The organism is Nocardioides sp. Iso805N, assembly GCF_000364605.1.
GTDB lineage: Bacteria > Actinomycetota > Actinomycetes > Propionibacteriales > Nocardioidaceae > Nocardioides.
The window spans coordinates 159,416-183,349 of sequence record NZ_KB822577.1; the positions used below are offsets into that span (position 1 = coordinate 159,416).

The window sequence follows — 23,934 nt, forward strand, 5'->3', positions numbered from 1 at the left end:
GATCGCGGTGAGGATGCTACCCCACGTCCCCGGCGGGGTGGTGCAGCGGCGTCAGGGTGGGGTACTTCGGGCTGATGTCGTCGCCCGAGGACCGGCCGGTCAGGCGGCGCTTGACCCACGGGGCGAGGTGGGTCCGGGCCCAGGCGAGATCCTCGGCGCGCTGCTGCTGCTTGGTCTTGACCGGTCCCTCGGGGATCGGGATCGGCTGGAGGTCGTGGTCGACGCCCAGGGCGTCGAGCATGTTGATCGCGATGCCCTGGTGCCCGATCGGGTTGAGGTGGAGGCGGTCCGCGTCCCAGACGCGGAGATCGTGGCCGTCCTTGAGGCGCCAGTTGTCGACCAGCACGATCCCCTCGGGGTCGGCGGCGATGAAGTCGCGGAGCAGCTCGTTGTAGATGGCGACGCGGCCGCGGATGGCGCCGAAGACGCCCGACTTGCCGCCGTCCCCGTGGGTGAAGAGTGCGACGCTGGCGCCGATCGCGCGGAAGGCGTTGACCGCTCGGCCGATCTCCTCGACCATCAGGTCGATGTCGACCTTCGGCCGGATCAGGTCGTTGCCGCCGGCGCTGAGGGAGACCAGGTCCGGCTCCAGGTCGAGCGCCCGGGGGACCTGCTCCTCCAAGATGTTGCGATAGAGCCGGCCCCGGATGGCGAGGTTCGCGTAGCGGAAGTCCGGTGACTGCGAGGCCAGCACTTCGGCGACACGGTCGGCCCAGCCGCGCACGCCGTTGGGGCGCGCGGGGTCCGGGTCGCCGACGCCTTCGGTGAAGGAGTCGCCGAGGGCGACGTAGGAGGTGAACGGCATGACCGCATTGTGCGACGGCCCGGCACCGGAGCGCGCATTGGGTAGGTTGACCCCGTGCTGCTGAGTGACCGGGATATCAAGACCGAGCTGGACAACGGGCGGATCGTGCTGGCTCCCTGGGAGCCGGCGATGCTCCAGCCCTCGAGCATCGACGTCCGCCTCGACCGGTTCTTCCGCGTCTTCGACAACCACAAGTACGCCACCATCGACCCGGCCGCGGACCAATCCGATCTCACCCGTCAGGTCGAGACCGAGGGCGAGGACCCGTTCATCCTGCACCCGGGTGAGTTCGTGCTCGGCTCGACGTACGAGACGGTCACGCTGCCCGACGACATCGCCGCTCGCGTCGAGGGCAAGTCCTCGCTGGGCCGGCTCGGGCTGCTCACCCACGCCACCGCAGGTTTCGTCGACCCCGGCTTCTCCGGGCACGTGACGCTGGAGCTGGCCAATGTCGCCACGCTGCCGATCAAGCTCTACCCGGGGATGAAGATCGGCCAGTTCTGCTTCTTCCGGCTCACCTCGCCGAGCGAGCACCCCTACGGCTCGGAAAAGTACGGCAGCCGCTATCAGGGCCAGCGTGGGCCGACAGCGTCGCGCAGCTTCCAGAACTTCCACCGCACCGCGATCTGAGCGCTTCCCGCGCGCTGCCATCGAAACAACTTCATCGAAGTGCTTGCTTAGGGCGACCTAAGTTGGGTTAGGCTGGCCTCACTAAGGCTCACCTAACTAGATAGGGCTCTCCTGTGCTCCGTCGTACCTGCGGCATCGTCGCCGCCACTGCGCTGACCGCTGCCGCCCTCACCGCCTGCTCGACCGGCTCAACGAGCTCCGACGACGCCGGCGCGGGCGGCTCGGCGAGCACCGCTGCCGACACCAGCGCGTTCCCGGTCACGATCGACAACGCCAACTTCGGCTCGGTCACCATCGACAAGCAGCCGACCCGCGTCGCCGCGCTCGGCACCCAGGACGGCGACAACCTGCTCGCGCTCGGCGTGGTCCCGGTCGGCGTCACCAAGATCACCTGGGGCGGTGACAGCAAGGGCTCGACGCCGTGGTTCGAGGACCAGCTGGCCAAGCTCGGCGGCACCATGCCCGCCCAGTACGACGACAGCGACAGCGTGCCGATCGACGAGATCGCCAAGGTCGCCCCCGACCTGATCCTGGCGACCAACTACAGCCTCACCAAGCAGCAGTACCGCCAGCTCTCCAAGATCGCCCCGGTCGTCGCCTACCCGGGCGCCGCCTGGACGACCAGCTGGCAGGACAGCCTCACCCTTGACGCGAAGGCACTCGGCCTGGAGTCCAAGGGCCAGCAGGTCCTCGACCAGACCGACGCGGCCGTGGCCGCCGCCAAGACGACCAACCCCGACCTGGCCGGGAAGACCTTCATCTGGGGCGCGCTGGAGACCACCGATCTCTCCAGCGTCTCGTACTACACCCCGGAGGACGGCCGTCCGTCCTTCCTGGCCTCGCTGGGCATGGTCAACGCGCCGATCATCGAGAAGCTCTCCAAGAAGGGCCAGTTCTACGGCACCGTCTCGGCGGAGCGCTACGCCGACCTCAAGTCCGACGTCTTCCTCACCTACGGCGAGAAGGCCTCCGACGCGCAGACCTACACCAACGACAAGCTCATCGGGCAGATCCCGGCGATCAAGGCCGGTCACCTGGCGACCTTCCTGGCCGACCCGACCGCGTTGGCCGGCAGCTCGCCCGACGTACTCGCCATCCCCTACGCGATCGATCACTTCATCCCGAAGATCGCGGCCGCGCTCAAGTGACCTCCAAGCTTGCCTGGCCCGCCGTTGCCACACGGGGCCCGGGCATGCCGGAAGGAGGTGCCGGCGGGGTCGCCCCCCTGCGGCCCTCCGGTGCCTCCTTCCGGATTCTTCCCCTGGTGATCGGGGTCGTCGGCCTCCTCGTGGTGATCGCCGCCTCGGTGCTGGTCGGCTCGCGGATGGTGGGCCCTGCAGGACTGTTCGACCCGCACGCCTCGGGGCACGCCATCCTGCAGGCGCGCCTACCCCGTACCGTCCTCGCCCTCCTGGTCGGCGCCGCCCTCGGCATCGCCGGCGGCTGCCTGCAGGGGCTGACCCGCAACCCGCTGGCAGACCCGGGTCTGCTCGGCGTCAGCGCGGGTGCGTCCTTCGCGATGGTGCTCGCCATCGGGTACGTCGGCGTCAGCTCGATCCACGCCTACCTCTGGTTCGCGTTCGTCGGGGCAGCCGTCGCGGCGCTGCTTGTGCACGGTCTGGCCTCGTTGGGGCGCGACGGTGCCACGCCGGGGAAGCTCGTCCTGGTCGGAGCCGCCGTCACGGCCGGGCTCTCCTCGTGGACCTCCGGCGTACTCCTGCTGCAGCACCACACCATGGACGTCTACCGGCGCTGGGAGGTCGGCACGGTCGGCGGCCGCGGCTGGTCGGTGATCGCCGCGGGACTGCCCTTCCTGATCCTCGGGGCGGTGCTCGCGCTGGCCGGCTCCCGCACCCTCGACACCCTCGCGCTCGGCGACGACCTGGCGCGCGGCCTCGGTCGTCGGGTGGCCTTCGACCGGCTGGTGATCGGGGTGGCGATCGTGCTGCTGGCCGGCACCGCCACCGCGCTGGCCGGCCCGGTCGGCTTCGTCGGCCTGCTCGCGCCTCACCTGGTCCGGGCGACCGGCACCGCGGCCTACACCCGTGTCCTCCCGCTCTCGGCCCTCTACGGTGCCGTGCTGGTCACGATCGCCGACGTCGTCGGGCGCGTGATCCTGCCGCCGACCGAGGTGCAGGTCGGGATCATGACCGCCGTCGTCGGGGTGCCGGTCTTCTGCTGGTTCCTGCGCCGTGGTCGGTTGGGGGCGGCATGAGCATCTCGACAGGCTCGATGGCCGGAGAAGGCTCGATGGCCGGAGAAGGCTCGATGGCCGGAGAAGGCTCGATGGCCGGAGAAGGCTCGAGGACTGCGGCGGCCGTGGCGTCGACTGCGCTCGTACGCGCTGCTCGGCGTCGCCCCCGGCGCCGGCTGTGGTGGGTGCTGGCCGGGCTCGCCGTCGCGCTGATCGCGCTGTTCTGGCTGCGCGTCCTCGGCGGCGATTACACCATCACCTTCGGTGACTTCTGGCGGATCGTCTTCGGCAAGCAGATCCCGGGAGCGACCTTCATCCTCACCGAGTCGAAGCTGCCGCGCGCCTGTGAGTCGGTGTTGGTCGGCGTGGCGCTCGGCGTCGGTGGCGCGATCTTCCAGACCACCCTGCGCAACCCGCTGGCCAGCCCGGACGTGATCGGCGTCAGCATGGGCGCCAGCGCGGCGGCCGTGCTCGGCATCGTGGTGTGGTCGGCCTCCGGCTGGGACCTGGCGGTGCTCGCGCTGGTCGGTGCCGTCGGCACCTCGCTGCTGGTCCGGTCGCTGGCCGGCAACGGTGCGGGGCAGCGGTTGGTGCTCGTCGGCGTGACCGTCGCCGCCGGTCTGAGCGCCGTCATCCAGTACCTGTTCACCCGCGCCGACGTGTACGACGCCCAGCTCGCGCTGCGCTGGATGACCGGCTCGGTCAGCGATGCGTCCTGGCCGACCATCCGGGTGCTGGCCGTCGTACTGGTGGTGCTGCTGCCGGCCACCGCGCTCGCGGCGCGCTCGGCCCGGGCGCTCGAGCTCGGCGACGAGGTCGCGGCCGGTCTGGGCGTCGGACAGCGCCGCGCCGACGTCCTGCTGCTGTGCGGTGTCCTGCTCGTCGCCGCGGCCACGGCGGCCGCGGGTCCTGTCGCCTTCGTCGCCTTCGTCGCCGGCCCGATCTCCCGCGCCCTCAACGGGGGACGGGTGACCTTCGCCGGCGCGGCCCTGGTCGGCGGTGCCGTCACCGTCGCTGCGGACTACGTCGGCGCCTACGCCTTCCACGACGTGAACCTCCCGGTCGGCGTCGTCACGGGCGCCTTCGGGGCGCCCTTCCTGCTCTGGCTGCTCACCGTCTCCCGGAGGTCCGCATGAGCGAGCGCAGCGAGCAAATCATTCAACGCAGCGACATGGGTGCCTCATCGGCGCCCGGAGCGGAGCGAGGACGCCGATGAGACTCACGACCGACAGCGTCACCCTCGGGTACGGCGCGACCACCATCGTCGACCAGGTCACCCTCGAGATCCCCGACGCCGCCACGACCGTCATCGTCGGCGCCAACGGCTGCGGGAAGTCGACCCTGCTGCGTGGTCTCGCCCGGCTGCTCAAGCCGACCGGCGGCGCGTGCCTGCTCGACGGCGAGGCGGTGCACAAGCGACCGACCCGCGAGGTTGCGCGCGTGCTGGGCCTGCTACCCCAGCAGCCGCTCTCCCCGGAGGGCATCACCGTCGTCGATCTGGTCTCCCGCGGCCGCCAGCCGCACCGCGGCGCACTCTCCCGCTGGTCCGAGGCGGACGAGGCCGCTGTCGCGTCGGCGCTGGAGATGACGGGGACGCTGGACCTGGCGGCTCGGCCGGTCGATGAGCTCTCCGGTGGCCAGCGGCAGCGCGTGTGGATCGCGCTGGCCCTGGCCCAGCAGCCGGAGATCCTGCTGCTCGACGAGCCGACCACGTTCCTCGACGTGTCGCACCAGATCGACCTGCTCGACCTGCTGCACTCCCTGCGTGTCGAGCAGCGCACCACCGTCGTGATGGTGCTGCACGACCTCAACCTCGCCGCTCGGTACGCCGACCACCTGGTCGCGATGCGCGAGGGCAAGGTGCTCGCGGCGGGCGCGCCGTCCCAGATCGTCACGCCCGACCTGGTCCGCGACGTCTTCGGCCTGGACGCGCAGGTCGTCACCGACCCCGTCTCGGGCACGCCCCTCGTGGTGCCGATCGGGCGTCACCACCTCCCCGCTGTCACCCCTCCCGCAAAGGTCTCCTGATGCTGCTCGCGAACGTGACGGTGCGCTCCGTCGAACGACCCTCGCCGTCCTTCGCCCGGATCGAGCTGGGCGGCCCGCAGTTGGCCGACTTCGGTGTCGACGGACCGCTCTTCGACCAGCGGATCAAGCTGGTCTTCCCCGGTCCGCAGGGTCTCCCAGCCCTGTCCGCGGAGAACTGGTGGAGCGACTACACATCGTTGGAGGCCGAGACCCGCGGCGCGGTGCGGACCTACACCATCGCCGACGTGGCGGGCGCGGGCGCCGAGACCCGCATCGTGGTCGACTTCGTCATCCACCCCGGCGCCCACGGACCGGGCTCGGACTGGGCGCAGCAGGCCTCACCCGGCGACGAGCTGCTGGCGGTGCTGCCCAGGCGCGGCACGGTCGGCGGCGGGATCGAGTTCGAGCCCGGTGACGCCGAGCGGCTGCTCCTCGTCGGTGACGAGACGGCGCTGCCGGCGATCCACCAGATCCTGCGCGAGCTGCCCGAGCGTGCCGGCGGCCGCACGGGCGCCGTCTTCGTCGAGGTGCCGTGCGCCGAGGACATCTGCGACCTGCCCGTGGTCGACGGCGTCGAGGTGACGTGGCTGCCCCGCGGCGAGCGCGCGGTCGGTGCGCCGATGATGGAGTCGGTCGCGGCACATCTCGGGTTCGCGCCGATGCCGGCAGCAGCGGAGTCGGCAGCGGTGGAGCCGGCCGACGCCGCGCCGCCCTCGGCCGACGACATGCCCTGGGAGACTCCGACGTACTCCGCCCTCGGGGAGGCCGCCGAGGAGGTGGCTCCGCCGGTCGACGGACGCTATGCCTGGATCGCCGGCGAGGCCGGCATGGTGACCGCCCTGCGGCGTCATCTGGTCGGTGAGCTGGGCATGCCGCGGACTCAGGTCGCCTTCATGGGCTACTGGCGCCAGGGTGTGGCGATGCGTGCGTGAAGAAGGGATAGTCCGGGGCGCAAATCAGGGGTTACCCGTCAGTAGTGCTGATTTGTGCCCCGGACTATCCCGGCACACGGCTCAGACCTCGACCAGGGTCACATCGCCGCTGACTGTGCGCGCCCGCAGCTCCAGGTGCGCCTGTCCGTCCTGCGGCTGACCCACCGAGCGCAGCCCCGAGCGGATGTGCCCGCTGACGGTGGTGATGTCGGTCCACACCGGGGTGCCGGCGGGGACGCCGACCCGGATGTGGCCCGAGGCGGCTTTGCCGACCACCCGGCCGCGCGTCGCGTGGCCGACCTCGAGGGAACCCGAGCCGGTGGTCAGGCTGACGTCGTGGCGGGCCTCGGCGACCCGCAGGTCGCCGTTCCCGGTCTTGACGGTGACAGGGCCATGGGCGGTCCGGACGGCGATGTCGCCGGAGCCGGTCGAGGCCACCACCTCCTCGTGCGCGGTGCCGACGATGACGTCCCCCGAGCCCGACTTCACCCGCACGCCGCCGTCGACGGTGGCGATGGTGACGGTGCCGCTGCCGCTCTGCACCAGTGCCGTTCCGGCGACATGGTCGAGCCGGACGGGACCGGTCGCGGTGTGGACGACGGTCGCGCCGACGGTGCCCGTCACGTCCACGTCCGCGGTGCCGGTCCTCAGCGCAAGACCACTCGCAGCGGGCACCACGATCGCGATGTCAAGGTTCGCGAAGCTGAAGGGGCGGCGGGCGTTGGGGTCGGTGACGTCGAGCCGGTTGCCGCGCTGCTGGACGCGGACCCGGTCGGCGTCGCGGCCGGTGATCTCGATGTGGGCATGGTTCCTCTCCGTCGTGTCGATGGTCAGTCGGCCCTTGGCGAGCTCGACGGAGAGCTCGACCGGTCCGCTGGTCTCGTAGTCGTAGGTGGTCATGGGTGCTCCTCAGATCCAGCCGGTCATGCGCCGGCCGCCACGGTTGCCGAGGTCGCCGAGCGCGGAGTTGATGGTCGCGTTGATGGACGAGAGGTCGACGTCGATGTTGATCGCGTCGGCCCGGGTGGCCGCCCGCACCACGTTCACCAGCCAGGTGTTGAGGGAGTTGCCTGACCTGGCGGCGTACTCCTCCGCCTTGGCCTTGACCGACTCGGGGATCCGTAGCGTGATCCGCGCGAGATTGCCCTCGTCGACCTCCTCGGCCTCGGAGTCGACAGTCGGCGGCGTGGCAGGCTCGGTCGGCGGCGGCAGGTGGATGCCGAACTCCAGCTCGCGGCCGTTGAGCCGTACGTCGACGCTGCCCGCGGGCAGCTCGGCGGTGATCTCGGCGGCGGCCTGGGAGATGGCCTCCATGAGGGCCAGCCGGGCGGACGGATCCAGCGCGTAACTGAGCCGCTCGGTGGCTTGACGGGCTTCGGGACCGGCGGCCTCGGCTGCGGCGAGCAGGTCGCGTCGCAGGCTTTCGACGTATGGCGTGATGTCCATGCGCACCACTATGACATCAAAGTGATGTCAAAGACAACGGTCGTGATGTCGTAGGTTTGAGAGGGTCGTTGATGGTTCACTGAGGGGCGTGTACAGCCTGACTCTGATCCAGGCGTCCTGGATCGACTACGTGATCATCGCCCTGTACTTCGCCTTCGTTCTTGGCATCGGTGTCGTCGCCAGCCGCGGCGTCTCGGACTCGGTGGACTTCTTCCTGTCCGGGCGCTCGCTGCCTGCTTGGGTGACGGGCCTCGCCTTCATCTCCGCGAATCTCGGCGCCGTCGAGATCATGGGAATGAGTGCCAACGGCGCGCAGTACGGGCTTCCGAGCGTTCATTACTTCTGGATCGGAGCCATCCCCGCCATGCTCTTCCTGGGCGTGGTGATGATGCCGTTCTACTACGGCTCGAAGGTCAGATCGGTGCCGGAGTTCATGCTCCGACGGTTCGGCCCCGGCGCCCACCTGGTCAACGCCATCTCCTTCGCGATCGCCCAGCTGCTCATCGCCGGCATCAACCTCTACCTGCTGGGTGCGATCGTGCACGCGCTGCTGGGGTGGCCGCTGTGGCTGGCCCTGATCGTGGCCGCGCTGATCGTGCTCTCCTACATCACCCTCGGTGGGCTGAGGGCGGCGATCTACAACGAGGTGCTGCAGTTCTTCGTGATCGTTGCCGCGCTCACGCCGCTGACGATCATCGGCCTCCACCGCGTCGGTGGCTGGGACGGCCTGAAGGACAAGATCACCGAAGCGGCCTCGCATCCTGGCGCGTCATCCACGGCCGCGCAGCAGCTCCACTCGTGGCCGGGCACCAACCTGACCGGCTTCTCCTCCGACCTGCTCTCGATCATCGGCATCGTCTTCGGCCTCGGCTTCGTGCTCTCCTTCGGTTACTGGACCACGAACTTCGTCGAGGTGCAGCGTGCGATGGCCTCGCAGTCGATCACAGCCGCGCGGAGCACGCCGATCATCGGTGCGTTCCCGAAGATCTTCATCCCCTTCATCACCATCCTGCCGGGCATGATCGCAGCGGTGCTGATCACCGAGATCTCCAAGATCAAGGCCGGGGGCACGGTGCCAGGGGGATCGTCGGGCGACGGCGTGACCTTCAACGACTCGCTGATCTTCATGATGCGAGACCTGTTGCCCAACGGTCTCCTGGGAGTGGCGATCACCGGTCTGCTGGCCTCCTTCATGGCCGGCATGGCGGCGAACATCTCCGCCTTCAACACGGTGCTGTCCTACGACCTGTGGGAGCGCTACATCGTCAAGGACCGCAGCGACGCCTACTACCTGCGGATCGGTCGTCTGGCGACGGTCGCCGCCACGGTGATCGCCATCTTCACCGCGTCGCTGGCGTCGAACTTCTCCAACATCATGAACTACCTGCAGACCCTGTTCGGGTTCTTCAACGCGCCGCTGTTCGCGACGTTCATCGTGGGCATGTTCTGGAAGCGGATGACCGCCACGGCCGGTTGGGTCGGCCTGGTGAGCGGAACCTTGTCGGCGATCGTGGTGGCCTTCTTGAGCAAGGACGCCTTCGGGTCGTGGTCGACCGGCACGTTGAACCTGTCGGGCCAGGGGGCATCCTTCGTGGCCGCCGGTGCGGCCTTCGTGGTCGACCTGGTGCTTTCGATCGTCGTCTCGCTGTTCACCCAGCCGAAGCCGGCCGAGGAGCTGACCGGCCTGGTCTACTCCGAGACCCCGCGCAGCTCGCTGGTCGATGCTGACGCCGTCGACTACCCGTGGTACCGACGTCCGGTGCCGCTTGCCGGGGTGGCGCTGGTCCTCGTCATCATCCTCAACGTGATCTTCTAGGAGTCGATCATGAGCGAACGCAAGACAGCCGGATTTTTCGACATCCGCAACGTGATCGGTGCCCTCCTGGGTCTGTACGGCGTCATCCTGCTGCTCACCGCGGCCTTCCACAGCGGAGGGCCGAAGGGCACTGACAACAGCGACAACTGGTGGGGCGGCGCAGCGCTGCTCCTCACCGGGGTGATCTTCCTGGCGTGGGCCAAGCTCCGCCCGATCGTCGTCGCTGATCAGCCGTCGCAGGACAGCTGAGCAATATCCGTCTGAGCGGGCCGGGCGCATTCAGCGCCCGGCCCGCTGTGTCGTGTGGGTGCTTGTCGCGGCGGTGTTCGTCGTGGTGGTGCCCGTTGCGGCGGGGCGGACCGTCACAACGCGGAGCACCAGCCCCGCCAGCAGCGCCCAGAACGCCGCCCCGATGCCGAGCGCGGTGATGCCGCTGGCGGCGACCACGAAGGTGACCACAGCCGCCAGCCGGTCGCGCTCCTCGGCTATCGCGGCGTTGAGCGAGGCGGCGAGGGTTCCGACCAGGGCCAGGCCGGCGACGCCGGTCGCCACGCCGGCAGGTGCGGCCGCGACGAGGGTGGTCAGTGCCGCCGAGCCGAGCGCGAGCACCAGGAATGTCCAGCCTGCTGCCGCCGCGACCCGCCAGCGCCGGTCCTTGTCGGGATGAGCCTCCGGTGAGGCGGCGAGGGCCGCGGTGATCGCGGCCAGGTTGATCGCGTGGCCACCGGCGCAGGCCGCCGCGATCGTCCCGATCCCGGTCGTCGTCATCGCCGGCCGCCAAGGCGCTTGATAGCCGAACGAGGCCAGCACTGCCACGCCCGGGACATTCTGCGAGGCCATCGTGACGACGTAGAGCGGGAGCGCGATGGTGAGGACCGCGCCGCCGGTGAGGGTCGGTGCGGTCAGCTCCACGCGAGGGAGCAGCGGCCCGTCGAGGCCTCCGTGCTGGGTCAGCCAGATCCCGAGCGTGGCCATCGCGGCCACGAACGCCGCCGGCACCGCCCAGCGCGGCGCCCACCGCAGCAGGACGAGCCACAGCAGCAGCGGCGGCGCAAGCAGGGCCGGATGTGCGATCACCCCGTGCACGGGGGCGAGGCACAGCTCGAGGAGTACGCCGGCGAGCATCGCCCGGGCCAGCGCCGGCGGGATCGAGGCGATCAGGCGACCCAGCCGCGGCCAGAGCCCGGTGAGCAGGATCAGGACGCCGACGACGAGGAATGCGCCGACGGCCGCCGGCCAGCCACCTGCGACACGGCCGGTCGAGGCGAGCAGGGCGGCGCCAGGCGTGGACCAGGCGAGCAACACGGGGATGCGGTGGCGGCGGCTCAGCCAGAGCGTGCCGATGCCTTGCGCGACGCTCAGCGCGAGCAGGCCGGAGGCGGCCTGGGTGGTGCTGGCTCCGACCGCGCGAAGCCCCGCGATCACCACCAGCGCTGAGCTGGCGAATCCGACCAGCGCCGTGACAGCCCCTGCAGTGGCGATGCGCCAGCGTTCCATATACAGAACCCTACTAGGCTCGGCATCGTGGATCCGGACCTCTCTGCCGCTGTCGGCGCGCGGGTGCGCGCGTCGCGCCAGCAGGCGGGGCTGTCCGTGGGTGGCCTCGCCGGGCGTGCGGGCGTGGGCAAGGGCTCGCTCTCCGAGATCGAGAACGGCACCCGCAACCCGACGCTGTCGACGCTCTACGCGGTCGCCGGTGCTCTCGGCGTACCTCTGGCGACGCTGCTGGTCGACCCCGGCGCGCAGGTGGCGTCCCCCGGCATCGAGGCGAGGTTGCTCGACGCGCGCCGGCACGGGGATGGCACCACCGTGGAGGTGTACCTGCTGCATCTCGAGCCCGGCGTCGCCCACCGCTCCGTCGCACACGGCCCCGGCGTCACCGAGCACCTGCTCGTCACCCACGGCCGGGCGCGCGCGGGCGCGCTCGGAGAGGAGCGGGAGGTCGGCGTCGGCGAGACGGCGGTGTGGGTCAGCGACGTGGAACACGGGTACGAGGCGCTCGGCGGGGCCGCGGTGGAGGCGGTGCTGACGATCCGGTCGCCCGGCTGAGTCAGCCCGCGCCGGCGATGGCTCCGTCGAGCGTGAGGCTTCACCGGACGGTTGTTCGGCCGCTGAAGGTGGGTGGCGCGCGCTGGACGTTTGTTCGGATGCCGGGGGTGGGTGCCGCGCGCTGGACGTTTGTTCGGTCGCCGACGATGGGCCGCATCTCCCGAACGATCGTTCGGTCCCGCGTCCACCCCGACCCGGTGACGACGGAGGGCTGGAGCCATCAGACGGCTCCAGCCCTCCCGCGTTCGCCTCGACTCAGAGGTCGAAGAGTGACCCCGCGCCATGGATGTCCACGTCGGTGCGTGGCGTGTGGGCGGCACCCGAGCCGGCCGCAGGCGCTGTGGCCGGCTTCTCCTCGGCCGCCTTCGGCGTCGGCTCCGGCTCGGTGGCTTCGGTCGTCGGCTCGGGCTCGGTGGGCTCAGGGGCCGGAGCCTCGACCGGGGTCTCGGCCTCGACGGGTTCCGCTGTGGGGACCCGTACGGCCGAGTCCTCGGCAGTCGGAGCGTCGACGGCCGGGGCCTTCTGCGCCGTCGCCTCGGTTGCCGGAGCGACGACGACCGGCTCGGGCGCCTCGATGTCGAACAGCGAGGAGACCTCGTCGATGGCGACGTCTGCGCGCGGCGTGTGCGCAGCACCCGAACTGGTGGCCGGCGCCGTCGGTGCAGCAGGCTGGGCCGTTGCCACCGGTTCGGCCGCCACGTCGACCGGCTGATCGGGTGCTTCCTCCGCAGCCGGAGCCGCCTCCGGCTCGGCCTCGACGGGCTCAGCCTGGGCCGGTGCCGACGTCGCGGCAGGAGAAGCTACAGGCGGCGGGGTGGTCGGGATGTCGAACAGTGATCCGCCGGCGTTGAGGTCGATCGCCGGGGCCGCGGCCTCGGCAGCCGGCGCGGGCGTCTCGGCCGCCGGTGCCGACTCCGCCTGCTCGGCGACCGGCTCAACCTGAGCCGGCGCCGATGTCGCTGCGGGAGAAGCCGCAGGCGGCGGGGTGGCCGGGATGTCGAACAGTGATCCGCCGGCGTTGAGGTCGACGGCGGGAGCAGCCTCGGCTGGCTCCGCGGACTCGGCCACGGGCTCGGCAGGCGTCTCAGGAGCCTTCTCCGCCGGCGCATCGGCCGGGATGTCGAACAGCGACGACCCGCCCGAGGCCGGAGCCGCGGGAGCAGCCGGCTCCGCTGCCGCGGGCGCCGCTGCCGCGGGCGCCGACGCCGGCGTGTCGAACAGTGAAGACGGGTCGTCGAAGAGCGATCCGCCGGCCGCGGGAGCAGCCGGTGCCGCGGGAGCAGCCGGTGCCGCGGGAGCAGCCGGTGCCGCCGGCTCGCTCGGAGCAGCCGGTGCGGCGTCGAACAGCGATGAACCGCCGCCCGCATCCTGGCTGGCCTTGGCGGCCGGCCCCGCGTCGGCGGTCTCGGTGATGGTGTTCGCCGTGACGGTCACGTCACCGACCGACGGCTCAGCCTTGGTCGCCACGTCGGCGGCTGCAGCAGCCGTAGCAGCCGGAGCGGCAGCGGGCGCGCCCGCAGGAGCGCCTTCGCCGGGGAGCAGCTTGGTGGCCTGCTCACCCTTGACCGAGGCGAGCAGCATCTGAGCGACGTCGAGGATCTCGACCGACTCGCGCGCCGTACCGTCGGCCTGGGCGGCGGTGAGGCCGTCGGAGAGCATGACGCGACAGAACGGGCAGCCGACGGCGATCTGGTCGGCTCCGGTGGAGACGGCCTCGTCGGTGCGGTTGCGGTTGATCCGCTGACCGATCTTCTCCTCCATCCACATCCGGGCACCGCCGGCGCCGCAGCAGAAGGAGCGCTCGGAGTTGCGCGGCATCTCCACGAAGTCCGCGCCCGGGAGGACCTGGAGGAGCTCGCGCGGCGGGGTGTAGACGCCGTTGTGGCGACCGATGTAGCACGGGTCGTGGTAGGTGATCGAGCGCTTGTGCGCGCCGGCACCGTCGGCGACGGGGGTCAGCTTGCCCTCGCGGACCAGTCGGTTGAGCAGTTGGGTGTGGTGCACGACCTCGAGCTCGATGCCGAACTGCTTGTACTCGTTCTTCAGGGTGTTGAAGCAGTGCGCACAGGTCGTGACGGCCTTCTTGACCTTGAACTCCTTGAACGTCTCCACGTTCTGCTGCGCAAGGCCCTGGAAGACGAACTCGTTGCCGGCGCGGCGGGCGGGGTCGCCGGTACAGGTCTCGCCGTTGCCCAGCACACCGAAGGAGATGCCGGCCAGGTCGAGAAGCTCAGCGACGGCCCGCGTCGTCTTCTTCGCGCGGTCCTCGTAGGCGCCGGCACAGCCGACCCAGAAAAGCCAGTCCACCGACTCCAGGGAGTCCAGATCCTCGCCGACGACCTTGACGTCGAACGGCAGGTCCTTGGCCCAGTCCAGTCGCGCGTTCGGCGACATGTTCCAGGGGTTGCCCTTGTTCTCCAGGCCCTTGAAGAGGCCGTTGAGCTCGGAGGGGAAGTTCGACTCGACCAGCACCTGGTAGCGACGCATGTCCATGATGTGGTCGACGTGCTCGATGTCGACCGGGCACTGCTGCACGCAGGCGCCGCACGACGTACAGGACCAGAGCACGTCCTCGTCGATGACGAAGCCACCGCCGCCGTGCTCGGAGTCGGGGTTGTAGAACCAGTCGAGGACCTCGTCGCCCTCGCCCACCGAGGCATCGGCGTCGGTCTTGCCGATCAGCGGCAGCTCGCGACGCTGGGCCCCCTCCTGGGCACCGTCCTCCAGGTACGGCGCGGAGGCGTAGGCGTGCTCACGCAGGCTCATCACCAGGTGCTTGGGCGAGAGCGGCTTCTCGGTGTTCCACGCCGGGCACTGCGACTGGCAGCGACCACACTCGGTGCAGGTGGTGAAGTCGAGGATGCCCTTCCAGGAGAAGTCCTCGATGCTGCCGACGCCGAGCTTCGCGTCCTCGTCGAGGTCGTCGATGTCGTCGAGCGTGATGACCTTGCCACCCGAGGTCAGCGGCTTCATCGCGCCGAGCGCGGTGGTCGCACCGTCGGTGTCGCGGCCCTTGGACTCGCGCTTGAACCAGATGTTCGGCCAGGCGGTGAAGCGGTGCCAGGCGATGCCCATGGTGAGGTTCATCGCGACCACGATCAGCCACGCCAGCGCCGAGGCCACCTTGATGAAGGCGATCACGATCACCCAGTTGCGGGCGGTGTCGGCCGTGTTGCCGAACATCCCGCTGAACAGGTGCGAGATCGGGAAGTGGAACGTGCTGACGTGCGCGCCCTCCTCGCCCCGCAGGAGGTTCCACTGCCGCTCCGCACCGCGGATGAAGAGGATCGCCGAGCCCTCGAGCAGCGCCATGAACTCGACGAAGTAGGCCTGCCAGAACGTCGAGCCGAAGAAACGACTCTTCCGCCCGAGCGCCTTGGGCATGTGCAGCTGGCGGTACACGATCAGGAAGATGATGCCGATCGTGGACAGGACCCCGATGCCTTCGCAGATCCACTCGTAGACGAACCAGTGGCCGATGATCGGCAGCTGGAAGCTCGGGTCGAAGAGCTGCACGAAGCCGGTCGCCACCGCGGTGGCGAGGATCAGGAAGCCGAAGTAGACGAACCAGTGCATCACGCCGACCCAGCGCCACTGGAACATCCGCGTGTGGAGGAACGTCTCCTTGAGCATCGTTCCCGAGCGGTTGGCGGGGTTGTCCGTGCGACCGATGGCGGGCTGGCCCACCTTCAAGACGCCGACCATCGACCGGATCGCCTTCACCACGACGACGACGGTGACGGCAGTCAGGGCGAGCGCCAGGACGATGGCGATGGTCTGCAGCATGCGGCAGGCCTCCTTGGCTGTGCTGGTTCTGCGGGGCTAGGTGAGCCTAGGTGCTGCTCACCAGGGTGGGAAGCGTTAGAAATCCCACTGACGACGCACTGTACCCACGGGTAACTTCCCCATCCGGCGTTAGGTCAGCCTCACTCCGGCACGGGTCCGGGTGCCAGTCCCTCGAACGCGTAGGTCTCCTTGACCACCCGTAGGTGCGTCCAGGAGACGGTCTCGGTGACGCCGTCGAGCTCGCGCACCTGCTCGAGCCCGCTCAGCAGCTCGGCCGGGTCATAGGCCCGCAGGGTGAGGACCAGGTCGTAGCGACCGAGCGTCCGGGCGAGGAAGCTCGCCTGCGGCAACTCATTGAGTCGGTCGAGCAGGTCACGAGGATCGCCGCTGACCCTCAGCCCGATCCCCATCGCCGCCTGGCCGTCTCGTCCCGGCTGGCGCACCAGCGCGCCGATCCGGACGACGCCCGAGTCCAGCAGACGGATGACTCTGCGCCGTACGCCAGCGGGCGTGAGCCGCACGTGATCGGCGAGATCGACGTACGACGCCCGTCCGTCGCTCTGCAGCACGTACAGCAGGGCCGCGTCGATGGTGTCGATCTGGTAGTCGGCCTCGCCGACCGGACCGACCACATCGCGCAGCACCTCGATGTAGGACAGCGTGTCGACGCCCTGGACCCCGGGCAGGGCGCGCAGTCCCGAGAGCGCCCTGTCCAGCTCGTGTGCCGAGGAGGTGCGCAGCTCCGCGACGATGGCGTGCGGGCCGGACGTGAGCGAGACGAACGGGCAGTCCTCGCGCTCGGCGGCCATGGTGGCGACCGGCTCGGCCGGACCGCGCACCAGCAGCCCGACGTGGGCCAGCGACCCGCGCCCGAGCACGGCGGGATGCACCACCCCGCGCACGATGACCTGGCCGCTCTCGATCAGCCGGTTGATCCGGCCCGCGGCAGCCGATCGGGACAGCCCGACGGCGTCCGCGATCTCGCGATGGCCCAGCCGCCCATCGGCCTGCAGCAGCCGCACGATCGCCTGATCGGTCTCGTCCATGGCCCGCTCTCGAAGAAATTTGCCGGTGAATTTTGCGCTGTGTTGCCCATCACTCAGTGATGAATGAGGCGCGAGCGCACGTCGATCTTACTGTCATCTGCTATCAGCGCAGGCAGATCGTGATTCGGAACCCGATCGACGCTCAGGAAGTGCTTGCCAGAAGGGTCGGGGCTTCTTAGATTCTTGCGGGCAAAGCGCCTAGCAGAGGGAGACGGCGATGCCAGGACTGACCATCGACGAGGTGCTGGAGGCGACCGACCGGCTCGTCGCCGCCTTCGCTGCCACCGACACCGTGGCCTACTTCGCGTGCTTCGCCGAGTCGGCGACGTTCGTCTTCCACCCGGAACCGCACCGTCTCGATGACCGGGCTGCCTACGAGACGCTGTGGGCGGGCTGGGTCGCCGACGGCTGGCGGGTCGAGGAGTGCGAGAGCACCGAGCGGCTGGTCCAGGTCCACGGCGAGACCGGCATCCTCAGCCACAGCGTCCGCACCGTCACCTCGGTCGGCGGCGAACGCACCACGACGTACGAGCGCGAGTCGATCGTCTTCGTCCGCGACGGTGACCGTCTGGTCGCCCTTCACGAGCACCTCTCTCCGGCTCCGGCCAACGACTGAAGGAAGCCCATGTCCATCACCAACGAGAGCGCCGGCGCGGGTGCCATCGAAGCGCCCAGGGCGACCGAGGTCGAGGCGCACGGCGTCGAGCCGATCCCGGCCGACGAGCGCACCGCCGGGCCGCTGGACCTGTTCCGCCTGATCTTCGGCGGCGCGAACACCTTTGCGACCGTCGTGCTCGGCAGCTTCCCGATCATCTTCGGGCTGAGCTTCTGGCAGGGCGCCGCCGCGACCGTCCTCGGCGTCGTCGTGGGCGCCCTGGTGCTCGCGCCGATGGCGATCTTCGGTCCGCGCAACGGCACCAACAACGCCGTGTCCTCCTCGGCGCACCTCGGTGTCCACGGTCGGGTGGTCGGTTCGTTCCTGTCGCTGCTGACCGCGTTCGCGTTCTTCTCGATCTCGGTGTGGTCCTCGGGCGACGCGCTGGTCGGCGCCGCTCACCGCGCCGTACACCTGCCGAACAACGACGCCACTCTCGCTGTCACCTACGGCATCTTCGCGGTGCTCGTGCTCACCGTGTGCATCTACGGCTTCCGCTTCATGCTGCTGGTCAACAAGGTCGCCGTGATCGCGGCCACCCTGCTCTTCGTCCTCGGCGCCTTCGCCTTCTTCGGCCCGTTCGACTCCTCGTACGCCGGCATCTACGGCGCCGGGGCGGACGCCGCGACCAAGTCGATGTTCTGGCCCTCCTTCTTCGGTGCCGCGCTGATCGCGATGTCGAACCCGGTCTCCTTCGGCGCCTTCCTCGGCGACTGGTCGCGCTACATCCCGGAGAACACCCCGAAGCGCCGGCTGATGAGCGCCGCCTTCCTGGCACAGATCGCCACGCTGGTGCCGTTCTTCTTCGGTCTGGTCACGGCCACCGTGATCGCTACCGACGCGCCGACCTTCATCTCGAACGGCGACTACGTCGGCGGCCTGCTCTCGGTCGCGCCCACCTGGTACTTCATCCCGGTCTGCCTGATCGCCCTCATCGGTGGCATGTCCACCGGTACGACGGCGCTCTACGGCACCGGCCTGGACTTCTCCAGCGTCTTCCCGAAGTTCAACCGCGTCCAGGCGACCCTGTTCATCGGCGCGATCGCGATCGCCTTCATCTTCGTCGGCCGCTTCGCCTTCAACGTGGTGCAGAGCATCTCGACCTTCTCAGTGTTGATCGTCAGCTGCACCGCCCCGTGGATGATCGTCATGATGATCGGCTGGGTCGTACGCCGCGGCTGGTACGACTCCGACTCGCTGCAGGTCTTCAACCGTCGCCAGACCGGCGGTCGCTACTGGTTCGCGCACGGGTGGAACTGGCGCGGCCTGCTCGGCTGGCTGGTACCCGCCGCGCTGGCGATCTGCTTCGTCAACCTGCCGGGCCAGTTCGTCGGGGTCCTAGCGCTCGACAACGGCATCGACCTGAGCATCCCGATCGGCATCGGCCTGGCCGCGATCCTCTACCCGGCGCTGCTCCTCATCTTCCCCGAGCCGGCGGACGCATTCGGCCCCGAGGGGCCGCGCGTGGTCCCGGCCGGTCCGGCCTCCCAGAACAAGATCATCACGAACGGCTGACTGACATGACGACTCCTCTCGGACCCACCGACAGCTCCCGCATCCCGCGCTTCGCAGGCCCGGCGACGTTCGCCCGGCTGCCCCGCCTCGACCAGGTCGAGAAGGCCGACATCGTGGTGGCCGGCGTACCGTTCGACGCGGGTGTCTCCTACCGTCCCGGTGCGCGCTTCGCGCCGGCCCACGTGCGGGAGTCCTCGAGGCTGCTGCGGCCCTACCACCCCGGGCTCGACGTCTCTCCCTTCGAGGTGGCCCAGGTCGCCGACGCCGGCGACATCGCGGTGAACCCGTTCGACATCCGCGACGCCCTCGACACGATCGAGGAGGCCGCCCGCGAGCTCACCGCCGACGGCACCCGACTGCTCACCGTCGGCGGCGACCACACCATCACGCTGCCCCTGCTTCGCGCCGCCAAGGCGCAGCACGGCGAGATCGCGCTGCTGCACTTCGACGCACACCTCGACACCTGGGACACCTACTTCGGCGCCGACTACACCCACGGCACGCCGTTCCGTCGGGCCTTCGAGGAGGGCATCCTCGACACCGAGGCGCTCTGTCACCTCGGCACGCGAGGGCCGCTCTACGGCAAGAAGGACCTCGAGGACGACCGCCGCTTCGGCTTCGGCATCGTCACCGCCGCGGATGTCTACCACCAGGGCGTCGTCGAGGTGATCGACCGGGTCCGTCAGCGGATCGGCGACCGGCCGCTCTACATCTCCATCGACATCGACGTGCTCGACCCTGCGCACGCGCCGGGCACCGGCACCCCGGAGGCCGGCGGCATGACGTCGCGTGAGCTGCTCGAGATCCTGCGCGGTCTGGACGGGCTCAACCTGATCGGTGCGGATGTGGTCGAGGTGTCCCCGCCGTACGACCACGCCGAGATCACCGGCATCGCGGCCTCGCACGTGGCCTACGACCTGGTCTCGCTGCTCGCGAAGCGGCACGTCGCGATGACGCAGGGCTGATCGGGCTCACAGGTAGGCGCGAGGCGCAGCGCCTAGCTCACCCGCCGCTCGCCGCCGACCGGAACCAGGCCGACGGCCAGCATCGGCAGGACGCCGGTCAGCACGTAGGTCCAGGCGTAGCCGATGTGGGCGATCGCCAGGCCGCCGATCGGTGCCGCCGCGGCGGCGGTGAGGAACTGGGCGGTGTTCTGCAGGCCCAGCGCCCGGCCCGACCAGAACGGGCCGGCGCGCTCGGCGACGGCGGTGAAGGCCAGGCCGTTGTCGGCGACGGTCAGCACAGAGGCCAGCACGATCAGCGGTACGGCGACGACCCAGTCGAGCCCTGCCGTGATCCCGAGCAGGACCATCACGGCGCAGGCGGCCACGGCCACCCAGCGCAGCGGACCCATCCGGTTGCCGGCCAGGTCGGACAGGTGCCCGACGGCGATCCGACCGAAGGCGCCGAGGATGTTGGCCGCGGCGACCAGAGCGCCGGCCGCGCCGGTGCTCCAGCCGCGGGAGTCGGTCAGCCACAGCAGCATGAAGGTCGCGATCACGAACTGCGGCACGACCAGCAGCACCGAGACACCGTGGATGCGGGCCAGGAAGGAGTCCTGCCGGTAGGGGTTCGGGGCGCTGCCGGCCTTCTTCGGCGGCCGGGGCGGATCCAGCACCACCAGGGCGACCGCGGCGGCCGCGACCAGACTGCCGACCGCGGGCACCCACAGCGCTGCGTGGACGCCGTGGTGGGCGGCGACCAGCGCGATCGAGAGGGCGGCGATGGCCATGCCCATCGGCTGGCCCATCTGCCGGATGCCCATCGCCAGCCCGCGTCGGTGCGGTGGGAACCAGCCGACCACCACCCGGCCTGACGCCGAGTTGGCCGCCGCCGAGGCCGCGCCGCCGAGGAACAGGAACACCCAGAGCAGCGCGACGCCGTGCGTCAGTGCGGCCGCCGCGCTGAAGGCGGCGGTCGCGACGGCACCGCACAGCAGGACCAGCCGCTCACCGCGGTGATCGGCGAGCCAGCCCCACGCCACCAGGGCCGCCATTACGCCGAAGGACGGCGCCGCCGCGATCGCACCGGCGGTGGAGAGCGAGTAGCCGTCGTGCCGGTGGAGCGTCGGGATGAGGTAGGCGACGCCGTTGTTCGCGACCACGCCGGCGGCCTGGGCGAACGTGCTGACACCGAGCATGGCCCAGCGGCGGGTCTCGCTGACGGACAAGGGGTCGGCGGAGGTGGCGGTCACCGGGATAGTAAAGCGCTATCGTCCCAAGAAATGAGATTTGATTCTCAATATATGGGATTTCACGCTCAGAGGTATCGCCGATTTCCCCAGGCTCTACGTCGAGAGGTCACTTTCCGCGGGTTGAGTGTCCAGCCCGGCTGGACACTCGGCGCGCGAAAAGTGACCTCTCGACGGGTTCAGGCCAGCGCCGCGATCGCCTCGGCAATCGAGAGAGTGCGCCGGGCGGACTCGACGTGGAGGTTCTCCACCATCTTGCCGTGGTAGGTCACCACGCCCGCGCCGGCGTTGGCCTCCCACACCTCGATCAGGCCGCGAGCGTTCTCCACCGCCTCGGCACTGGGAGCGAAGCCGGCATTGGCGCCGTCGATCTGGCCCGGGTGGATGATCGTCTTGCCGTCGAAGCCGAAGTCGCGGCCCTGCGCCACCTCGGCGAGGTAGCCGTCGACGTCCTTCACGTCGTTGTAGACGCCGTCGAGGATCACCTTGCCGGTGGCTCGCGCGGCGAGCACGGCGAGCTGCAGGGACGTGACCAGGTTGGTGCGGCCCGGGACGTGGTCGGCGTACAGCTCCTTGACCAGGTCGTTGGTGCCCATCACCAGCACAGTGAGCCGCTCGCTGGCGGCCGCGATCTCCTCGGCGTGCAGGATCGCGTACGGCGACTCGATCATCGCCCACAGCTTGGTGTGCTCAGGCGCCCCGGCCCATTCGAGCGCTGTGACGAGTCCTCGGACCTGGTCCGCCGTGTCGACCTTCGGGACGACGATGGCATCGGGCCCGGCGGCGGCAGCTGCGGCGATGTCCGCGGCGTGCCACTGCGTGCCTGTGCCGTTGATCCGGATGGTGAGCTCCTTGGCGCCGTACTCGCCGCTGGTGATGGCTGCCGCGGCGTTGAGCCGGGCCTGGGCCTTGGCGTCGGGCGCGACCGCGTCCTCGAGATCGAGGATGAGCGCATCGACCGCGAGGGTCTTGGCCTTCTCCAGGGCTCTCTCGTTGGAGCTGGGCATGTAGAGGACCGAGCGGCGCGGCCGGAACTCGGCTGCGGAGGTGGAACTCGTCGACATCAGGCCTCCACCTCGATGGTCGCGTACAGCTCCTTGAGCTGCGGATCGATCTTGCTGAGCTCCTCGGCGAGCTCGACGAGCACCAGGCACTGCTTGAGCGAGGCGTCGTCCTCCATCTTGCCGTCGAGCATCACCGCTCCGGTGCCGTCGCCCATCGCGGCGACCACCCGGCGAGCGTGCTGGATGTCCTCGACGCTGGGGGAGAAGACCCGGTTGGCGATCTCGATCTGCTTGGGGTGCAGCGACCACGTGCCGACACAGCCGAGCAGGAACGCGTTGCGGAACTGGTCCTCGGTCGCCACCACATCGGTGATGTCGCCGAACGGGCCGTAGTAGGGATAGATCCCCGCCTCCGCGCAGGCGTCGACCATCTTGGCGATGGTGTAGTGCCACAGGTCCTGCTGGAAGACCGTGCGCGCGCCGTGGATGTCACCGTCGACCGGGTCCTGGCGGACCAGGTAGCCCGGGTGGCCGCCGCCGACGCGGGTGGTCTTCATCTTGCGGTCGGCCGCGAGGTCGGCCGGGCCCAGGCTGATGCCCTGCATCCGCGGGCTGGCCAGCGCGATCGCCTCGACGTTTGCGACGCCGCGCGCGGTCTCCAAGATGGCGTGCACGAGCAGCGGCCTGGTGAGGCCGGCGCGGGCCTCGAGCTGGGCGAGGATCCGGTCCACGTAGTGGATGTCCTCCGGGCCCTGCACCTTCGGCACCATGATCACGTCGAGCCGGTCGCCGATCTCGGTGACCAGCGTGATCAGGTCGTCGAGCGCCCACGGGCTGTCGAGACTGTTGACCCGGGTCCACAGCTGCGTCGTCCCGCTCTGCCCGCCGAGGCCCTCGGTGGCCTTGGCGATGGACACCAGACCCTCGCGGGCGGCAACCTTGTTGTCGGCCTTGATCGCGTCCTCGAGGTTGCCCAGAAGGACGTCGACGGTGCCCACCATCTGCGGGATCTTGTCGACCATCTTCGGGTTGCTCGGGTCGAAGAAGTGGATCGCGCGGCTCGGCCGGGCCGGGATCTCGCGCAGCGGCGCCGGCGCACCCACGGCCAGCGGCACGAAGAAGTCCTTGGGTGACTTGAAGCTCATGTCGCGGAGCCTACCGGCGGGTAGTTACCGGTAGGTGCGGCATAGGTCACATCCGCCGAGTCGGGCCTCCGTCCGGGTCGAGTCGGGCCTCCGTGCGGGTCGAGTCGGGCCTCCGTGCGCGCTCGTAGGCTGGTGGGATGGGCGAGGAGGAGTTCGAGGACATCCGGATCGAGCCGCTCAGCGACGCCGCCTCGAAGGCTGAGGCCGAGCAGCGACAGCGCCTGATCCACACCTGGGTCGACCAGCAGATCCAGCAGGCGATCGCACGCGGGGACTTCGACGACCTCCCCGGCGCCGGGAAGCCGATCGAGGGACTCGGCGAGGAGCACGACCCGGACTGGTGGCTCAAGAACCTGGTCGAGCGCGAGCGGCTCGTCGTACTCCCGCCGAGCATCCAGCTGCGGAAGGACGACGCCGAGCTCGACGAGCTGCTCGATCGGCAGGCCACCGAGCAGGCGGCGCGCGAGGCCGTCGAGGACTTCAATGCGCGCGTGATCCGGGCGCGCTACCAGATCCCGACCGGTCCGCCGCTGGTCACTCAGCCGCGCGATGTGGAGGAGACAGTCGCCGCCTGGCGCGAGCGCCGTACGGCGAGGGCGGTGGCGACTCCGCCTACGCCGCAGCCCGCACCGAGGCGGCGCTGGTTCCGCAGGCGGTGACGGAGGCCCGACTCAACGGGGACGGAGGCCTGA

22 protein-coding genes are annotated in these 23,934 nt (G+C 70.0%); 13 read left to right on the forward strand and 9 right to left on the reverse strand.

What is annotated here, in order from left to right:
* Positions 1-16: 16 nt before the first annotated feature.
* The gene (locus H036_RS0108390; protein WP_017934338.1) at positions 17-805 is read right to left on the reverse strand and encodes an SGNH/GDSL hydrolase family protein; all 789 of its coding nucleotides are present in this window, start codon (positions 803-805) and stop codon (positions 17-19) included.
* Between the two features lie 54 nt (positions 806-859).
* Here H036_RS0108390 and dcd point away from each other — a divergent pair, with 54 nt between their 5' ends.
* The 6 genes from dcd to H036_RS0108420 all read left to right on the forward strand — a co-directional run bounded on the left by dcd (position 860) and on the right by H036_RS0108420 (position 6,589).
* Positions 860-1,435, forward strand: a complete 576-nt coding sequence (gene dcd / locus H036_RS0108395) for a dCTP deaminase (protein ID WP_017934339.1) — start codon at positions 860-862, stop codon at positions 1,433-1,435.
* A gap of 113 nt (positions 1,436-1,548) precedes the next feature.
* Positions 1,549-2,583, forward strand: coding sequence for an iron-siderophore ABC transporter substrate-binding protein (locus H036_RS0108400; RefSeq protein WP_017934340.1), 1,035 nt, complete (start codon positions 1,549-1,551; stop codon positions 2,581-2,583).
* Between the two features lie 44 nt (positions 2,584-2,627).
* A complete protein-coding gene (locus tag H036_RS0108405; protein ID WP_081615506.1) occupies positions 2,628-3,650 on the forward strand; it encodes a FecCD family ABC transporter permease in 1,023 nt (340 codons plus the stop codon).
* Complete coding sequence (locus H036_RS0108410; RefSeq protein WP_232421835.1) at positions 3,647-4,765, forward strand: FecCD family ABC transporter permease; 1,119 nt, start codon at positions 3,647-3,649, stop codon at positions 4,763-4,765. Before H036_RS0108405 ends, H036_RS0108410 begins: the two co-directional genes overlap by 4 nt.
* A 76-nt stretch (positions 4,766-4,841) precedes the next feature.
* Positions 4,842-5,657, forward strand: a complete 816-nt coding sequence (locus tag H036_RS0108415) for an ABC transporter ATP-binding protein (RefSeq protein ID WP_017934343.1) — start codon at positions 4,842-4,844, stop codon at positions 5,655-5,657.
* The gene (locus H036_RS0108420; RefSeq protein ID WP_017934344.1) at positions 5,657-6,589 is read left to right on the forward strand and encodes a siderophore-interacting protein; all 933 of its coding nucleotides are present in this window, start codon (positions 5,657-5,659) and stop codon (positions 6,587-6,589) included. The genes H036_RS0108415 and H036_RS0108420 overlap by 1 nt, the downstream gene beginning before the upstream one ends.
* Positions 6,590-6,670: 81 nt before the next feature.
* Here H036_RS0108420 and H036_RS0108425 read toward each other — a convergent pair whose 3' ends face one another.
* Together H036_RS0108425 and H036_RS0108430 are read right to left on the reverse strand one after the other, a co-directional pair.
* Positions 6,671-7,489: a DUF4097 family beta strand repeat-containing protein gene (locus tag H036_RS0108425; protein ID WP_017934345.1), complete on the reverse strand. Its 819-nt coding sequence runs from the start codon at positions 7,487-7,489 to the stop codon at positions 6,671-6,673.
* A gap of 9 nt (positions 7,490-7,498) precedes the next feature.
* Positions 7,499-8,035: a pilus assembly protein HicB gene (locus tag H036_RS0108430; protein ID WP_036487911.1), complete on the reverse strand. Its 537-nt coding sequence runs from the start codon at positions 8,033-8,035 to the stop codon at positions 7,499-7,501.
* Between the two features lie 88 nt (positions 8,036-8,123).
* Here H036_RS0108430 and H036_RS0108435 point away from each other — a divergent pair, with 88 nt between their 5' ends.
* Both H036_RS0108435 and H036_RS0108440 read left to right on the forward strand, forming a co-directional pair.
* Positions 8,124-9,851, forward strand: a complete 1,728-nt coding sequence (locus tag H036_RS0108435; RefSeq protein ID WP_017934347.1) for a sodium:solute symporter family protein — start codon at positions 8,124-8,126, stop codon at positions 9,849-9,851.
* 9 nt (positions 9,852-9,860) lie between these two features.
* Complete coding sequence (locus H036_RS0108440; protein WP_017934348.1) at positions 9,861-10,100, forward strand: hypothetical protein; 240 nt, start codon at positions 9,861-9,863, stop codon at positions 10,098-10,100.
* Positions 10,101-10,130: 30 nt separating this feature from the next.
* On the opposite strand, the gene H036_RS0108445 is transcribed toward H036_RS0108440, so the two are convergent.
* Positions 10,131-11,348 (reverse strand): benzoate/H(+) symporter BenE family transporter, encoded by a 1,218-nt coding sequence (locus tag H036_RS0108445; RefSeq protein WP_017934349.1) that lies wholly within the window; start codon positions 11,346-11,348, stop codon positions 10,131-10,133.
* Positions 11,349-11,375: 27 nt separating this feature from the next.
* Between H036_RS0108445 and H036_RS0108450 the strand changes: the two genes are divergently transcribed.
* Positions 11,376-11,900, forward strand: coding sequence for a helix-turn-helix domain-containing protein (locus H036_RS0108450; protein WP_017934350.1), 525 nt, complete (start codon positions 11,376-11,378; stop codon positions 11,898-11,900).
* A 255-nt stretch (positions 11,901-12,155) separates the two neighbouring features.
* Here H036_RS0108450 and H036_RS0108455 read toward each other — a convergent pair whose 3' ends face one another.
* Both H036_RS0108455 and H036_RS0108460 read right to left on the reverse strand, forming a co-directional pair.
* Positions 12,156-15,686 carry a (Fe-S)-binding protein gene (locus tag H036_RS0108455; protein WP_017934351.1) on the reverse strand — a complete coding sequence of 1,177 codons (3,531 nt, stop codon included), beginning with the start codon at positions 15,684-15,686 and terminating at the stop codon, positions 12,156-12,158.
* A 140-nt stretch (positions 15,687-15,826) separates the two neighbouring features.
* Positions 15,827-16,732, reverse strand: coding sequence for an Lrp/AsnC family transcriptional regulator (locus tag H036_RS0108460; protein WP_017934352.1), 906 nt, complete (start codon positions 16,730-16,732; stop codon positions 15,827-15,829).
* Positions 16,733-16,949: 217 nt separating this feature from the next.
* On the opposite strand from H036_RS0108460, the gene H036_RS0108465 reads away from it, so the two are divergent.
* The 3 genes from H036_RS0108465 to speB are packed head-to-tail and all read left to right on the forward strand — an operon-like array spanning position 16,950 to position 19,867.
* Positions 16,950-17,348: a YybH family protein gene (locus H036_RS0108465; RefSeq protein ID WP_017934353.1), complete on the forward strand. Its 399-nt coding sequence runs from the start codon at positions 16,950-16,952 to the stop codon at positions 17,346-17,348.
* Between the two features lie 9 nt (positions 17,349-17,357).
* The gene (locus tag H036_RS0108470) at positions 17,358-18,902 is read left to right on the forward strand and encodes a purine-cytosine permease family protein (protein ID WP_017934354.1); all 1,545 of its coding nucleotides are present in this window, start codon (positions 17,358-17,360) and stop codon (positions 18,900-18,902) included.
* Between the two features lie 5 nt (positions 18,903-18,907).
* Positions 18,908-19,867: an agmatinase gene (speB, locus tag H036_RS0108475; RefSeq protein ID WP_017934355.1), complete on the forward strand. Its 960-nt coding sequence runs from the start codon at positions 18,908-18,910 to the stop codon at positions 19,865-19,867.
* A gap of 32 nt (positions 19,868-19,899) precedes the next feature.
* Here speB and H036_RS0108480 read toward each other — a convergent pair whose 3' ends face one another.
* The 3 genes from H036_RS0108480 to H036_RS0108490 all read right to left on the reverse strand — a co-directional run bounded on the left by H036_RS0108480 (position 19,900) and on the right by H036_RS0108490 (position 23,242).
* Entirely contained in the window at positions 19,900-21,096 is a 1,197-nt protein-coding gene (locus H036_RS0108480) for an MFS transporter (RefSeq protein WP_017934356.1), read from the reverse strand.
* Between the two features lie 176 nt (positions 21,097-21,272).
* Complete coding sequence (locus H036_RS0108485) at positions 21,273-22,157, reverse strand: HpcH/HpaI aldolase/citrate lyase family protein (RefSeq protein ID WP_017934357.1); 885 nt, start codon at positions 22,155-22,157, stop codon at positions 21,273-21,275.
* Complete coding sequence (locus H036_RS0108490; RefSeq protein WP_017934358.1) at positions 22,157-23,242, reverse strand: HpcH/HpaI aldolase/citrate lyase family protein; 1,086 nt, start codon at positions 23,240-23,242, stop codon at positions 22,157-22,159. Before H036_RS0108490 ends, H036_RS0108485 begins: the two co-directional genes overlap by 1 nt.
* Before the next feature lie 137 nt (positions 23,243-23,379).
* Here H036_RS0108490 and H036_RS0108495 point away from each other — a divergent pair, with 137 nt between their 5' ends.
* Complete coding sequence (locus tag H036_RS0108495; RefSeq protein ID WP_017934359.1) at positions 23,380-23,901, forward strand: J-domain-containing protein; 522 nt, start codon at positions 23,380-23,382, stop codon at positions 23,899-23,901.
* Positions 23,902-23,934 lie beyond the last annotated feature (33 nt).

Bases quoted from the DNA above. Each gene is read 5' to 3' on its own strand.
- H036_RS0108390 (WP_017934338.1), bottom strand. From the start codon at position 805: ATGCCGTTCACCTCCTACGTCGCCCTCGGCGACTCCTTCACCGAAGGC.
- H036_RS0108405 (WP_081615506.1), top strand. From the start codon at position 2,628: ATGCCGGAAGGAGGTGCCGGCGGGGTCGCCCCCCTGCGGCCCTCCGGT.
- H036_RS0108410 (WP_232421835.1), top strand. From the start codon at position 3,647: ATGAGCATCTCGACAGGCTCGATGGCCGGAGAAGGCTCGATGGCCGGA.
- H036_RS0108415 (WP_017934343.1), top strand. From the start codon at position 4,842: ATGAGACTCACGACCGACAGCGTCACCCTCGGGTACGGCGCGACCACC.
- H036_RS0108420 (WP_017934344.1), top strand. From the start codon at position 5,657: ATGCTGCTCGCGAACGTGACGGTGCGCTCCGTCGAACGACCCTCGCCG.
- H036_RS0108425 (WP_017934345.1), bottom strand. From the start codon at position 7,489: ATGACCACCTACGACTACGAGACCAGCGGACCGGTCGAGCTCTCCGTC.
- H036_RS0108430 (WP_036487911.1), bottom strand. From the start codon at position 8,035: ATGGACATCACGCCATACGTCGAAAGCCTGCGACGCGACCTGCTCGCC.
- H036_RS0108440 (WP_017934348.1), top strand. From the start codon at position 9,861: ATGAGCGAACGCAAGACAGCCGGATTTTTCGACATCCGCAACGTGATC.
- H036_RS0108445 (WP_017934349.1), bottom strand. From the start codon at position 11,348: ATGGAACGCTGGCGCATCGCCACTGCAGGGGCTGTCACGGCGCTGGTC.
- H036_RS0108455 (WP_017934351.1), bottom strand. From the start codon at position 15,686: ATGCTGCAGACCATCGCCATCGTCCTGGCGCTCGCCCTGACTGCCGTC.
- H036_RS0108460 (WP_017934352.1), bottom strand. From the start codon at position 16,732: ATGGACGAGACCGATCAGGCGATCGTGCGGCTGCTGCAGGCCGATGGG.
- H036_RS0108465 (WP_017934353.1), top strand. From the start codon at position 16,950: ATGCCAGGACTGACCATCGACGAGGTGCTGGAGGCGACCGACCGGCTC.
- H036_RS0108470 (WP_017934354.1), top strand. From the start codon at position 17,358: ATGTCCATCACCAACGAGAGCGCCGGCGCGGGTGCCATCGAAGCGCCC.
- speB (WP_017934355.1), top strand. From the start codon at position 18,908: ATGACGACTCCTCTCGGACCCACCGACAGCTCCCGCATCCCGCGCTTC.
- H036_RS0108485 (WP_017934357.1), bottom strand. From the start codon at position 22,157: ATGTCGACGAGTTCCACCTCCGCAGCCGAGTTCCGGCCGCGCCGCTCG.
- H036_RS0108490 (WP_017934358.1), bottom strand. From the start codon at position 23,242: ATGAGCTTCAAGTCACCCAAGGACTTCTTCGTGCCGCTGGCCGTGGGT.
- H036_RS0108495 (WP_017934359.1), top strand. From the start codon at position 23,380: ATGGGCGAGGAGGAGTTCGAGGACATCCGGATCGAGCCGCTCAGCGAC.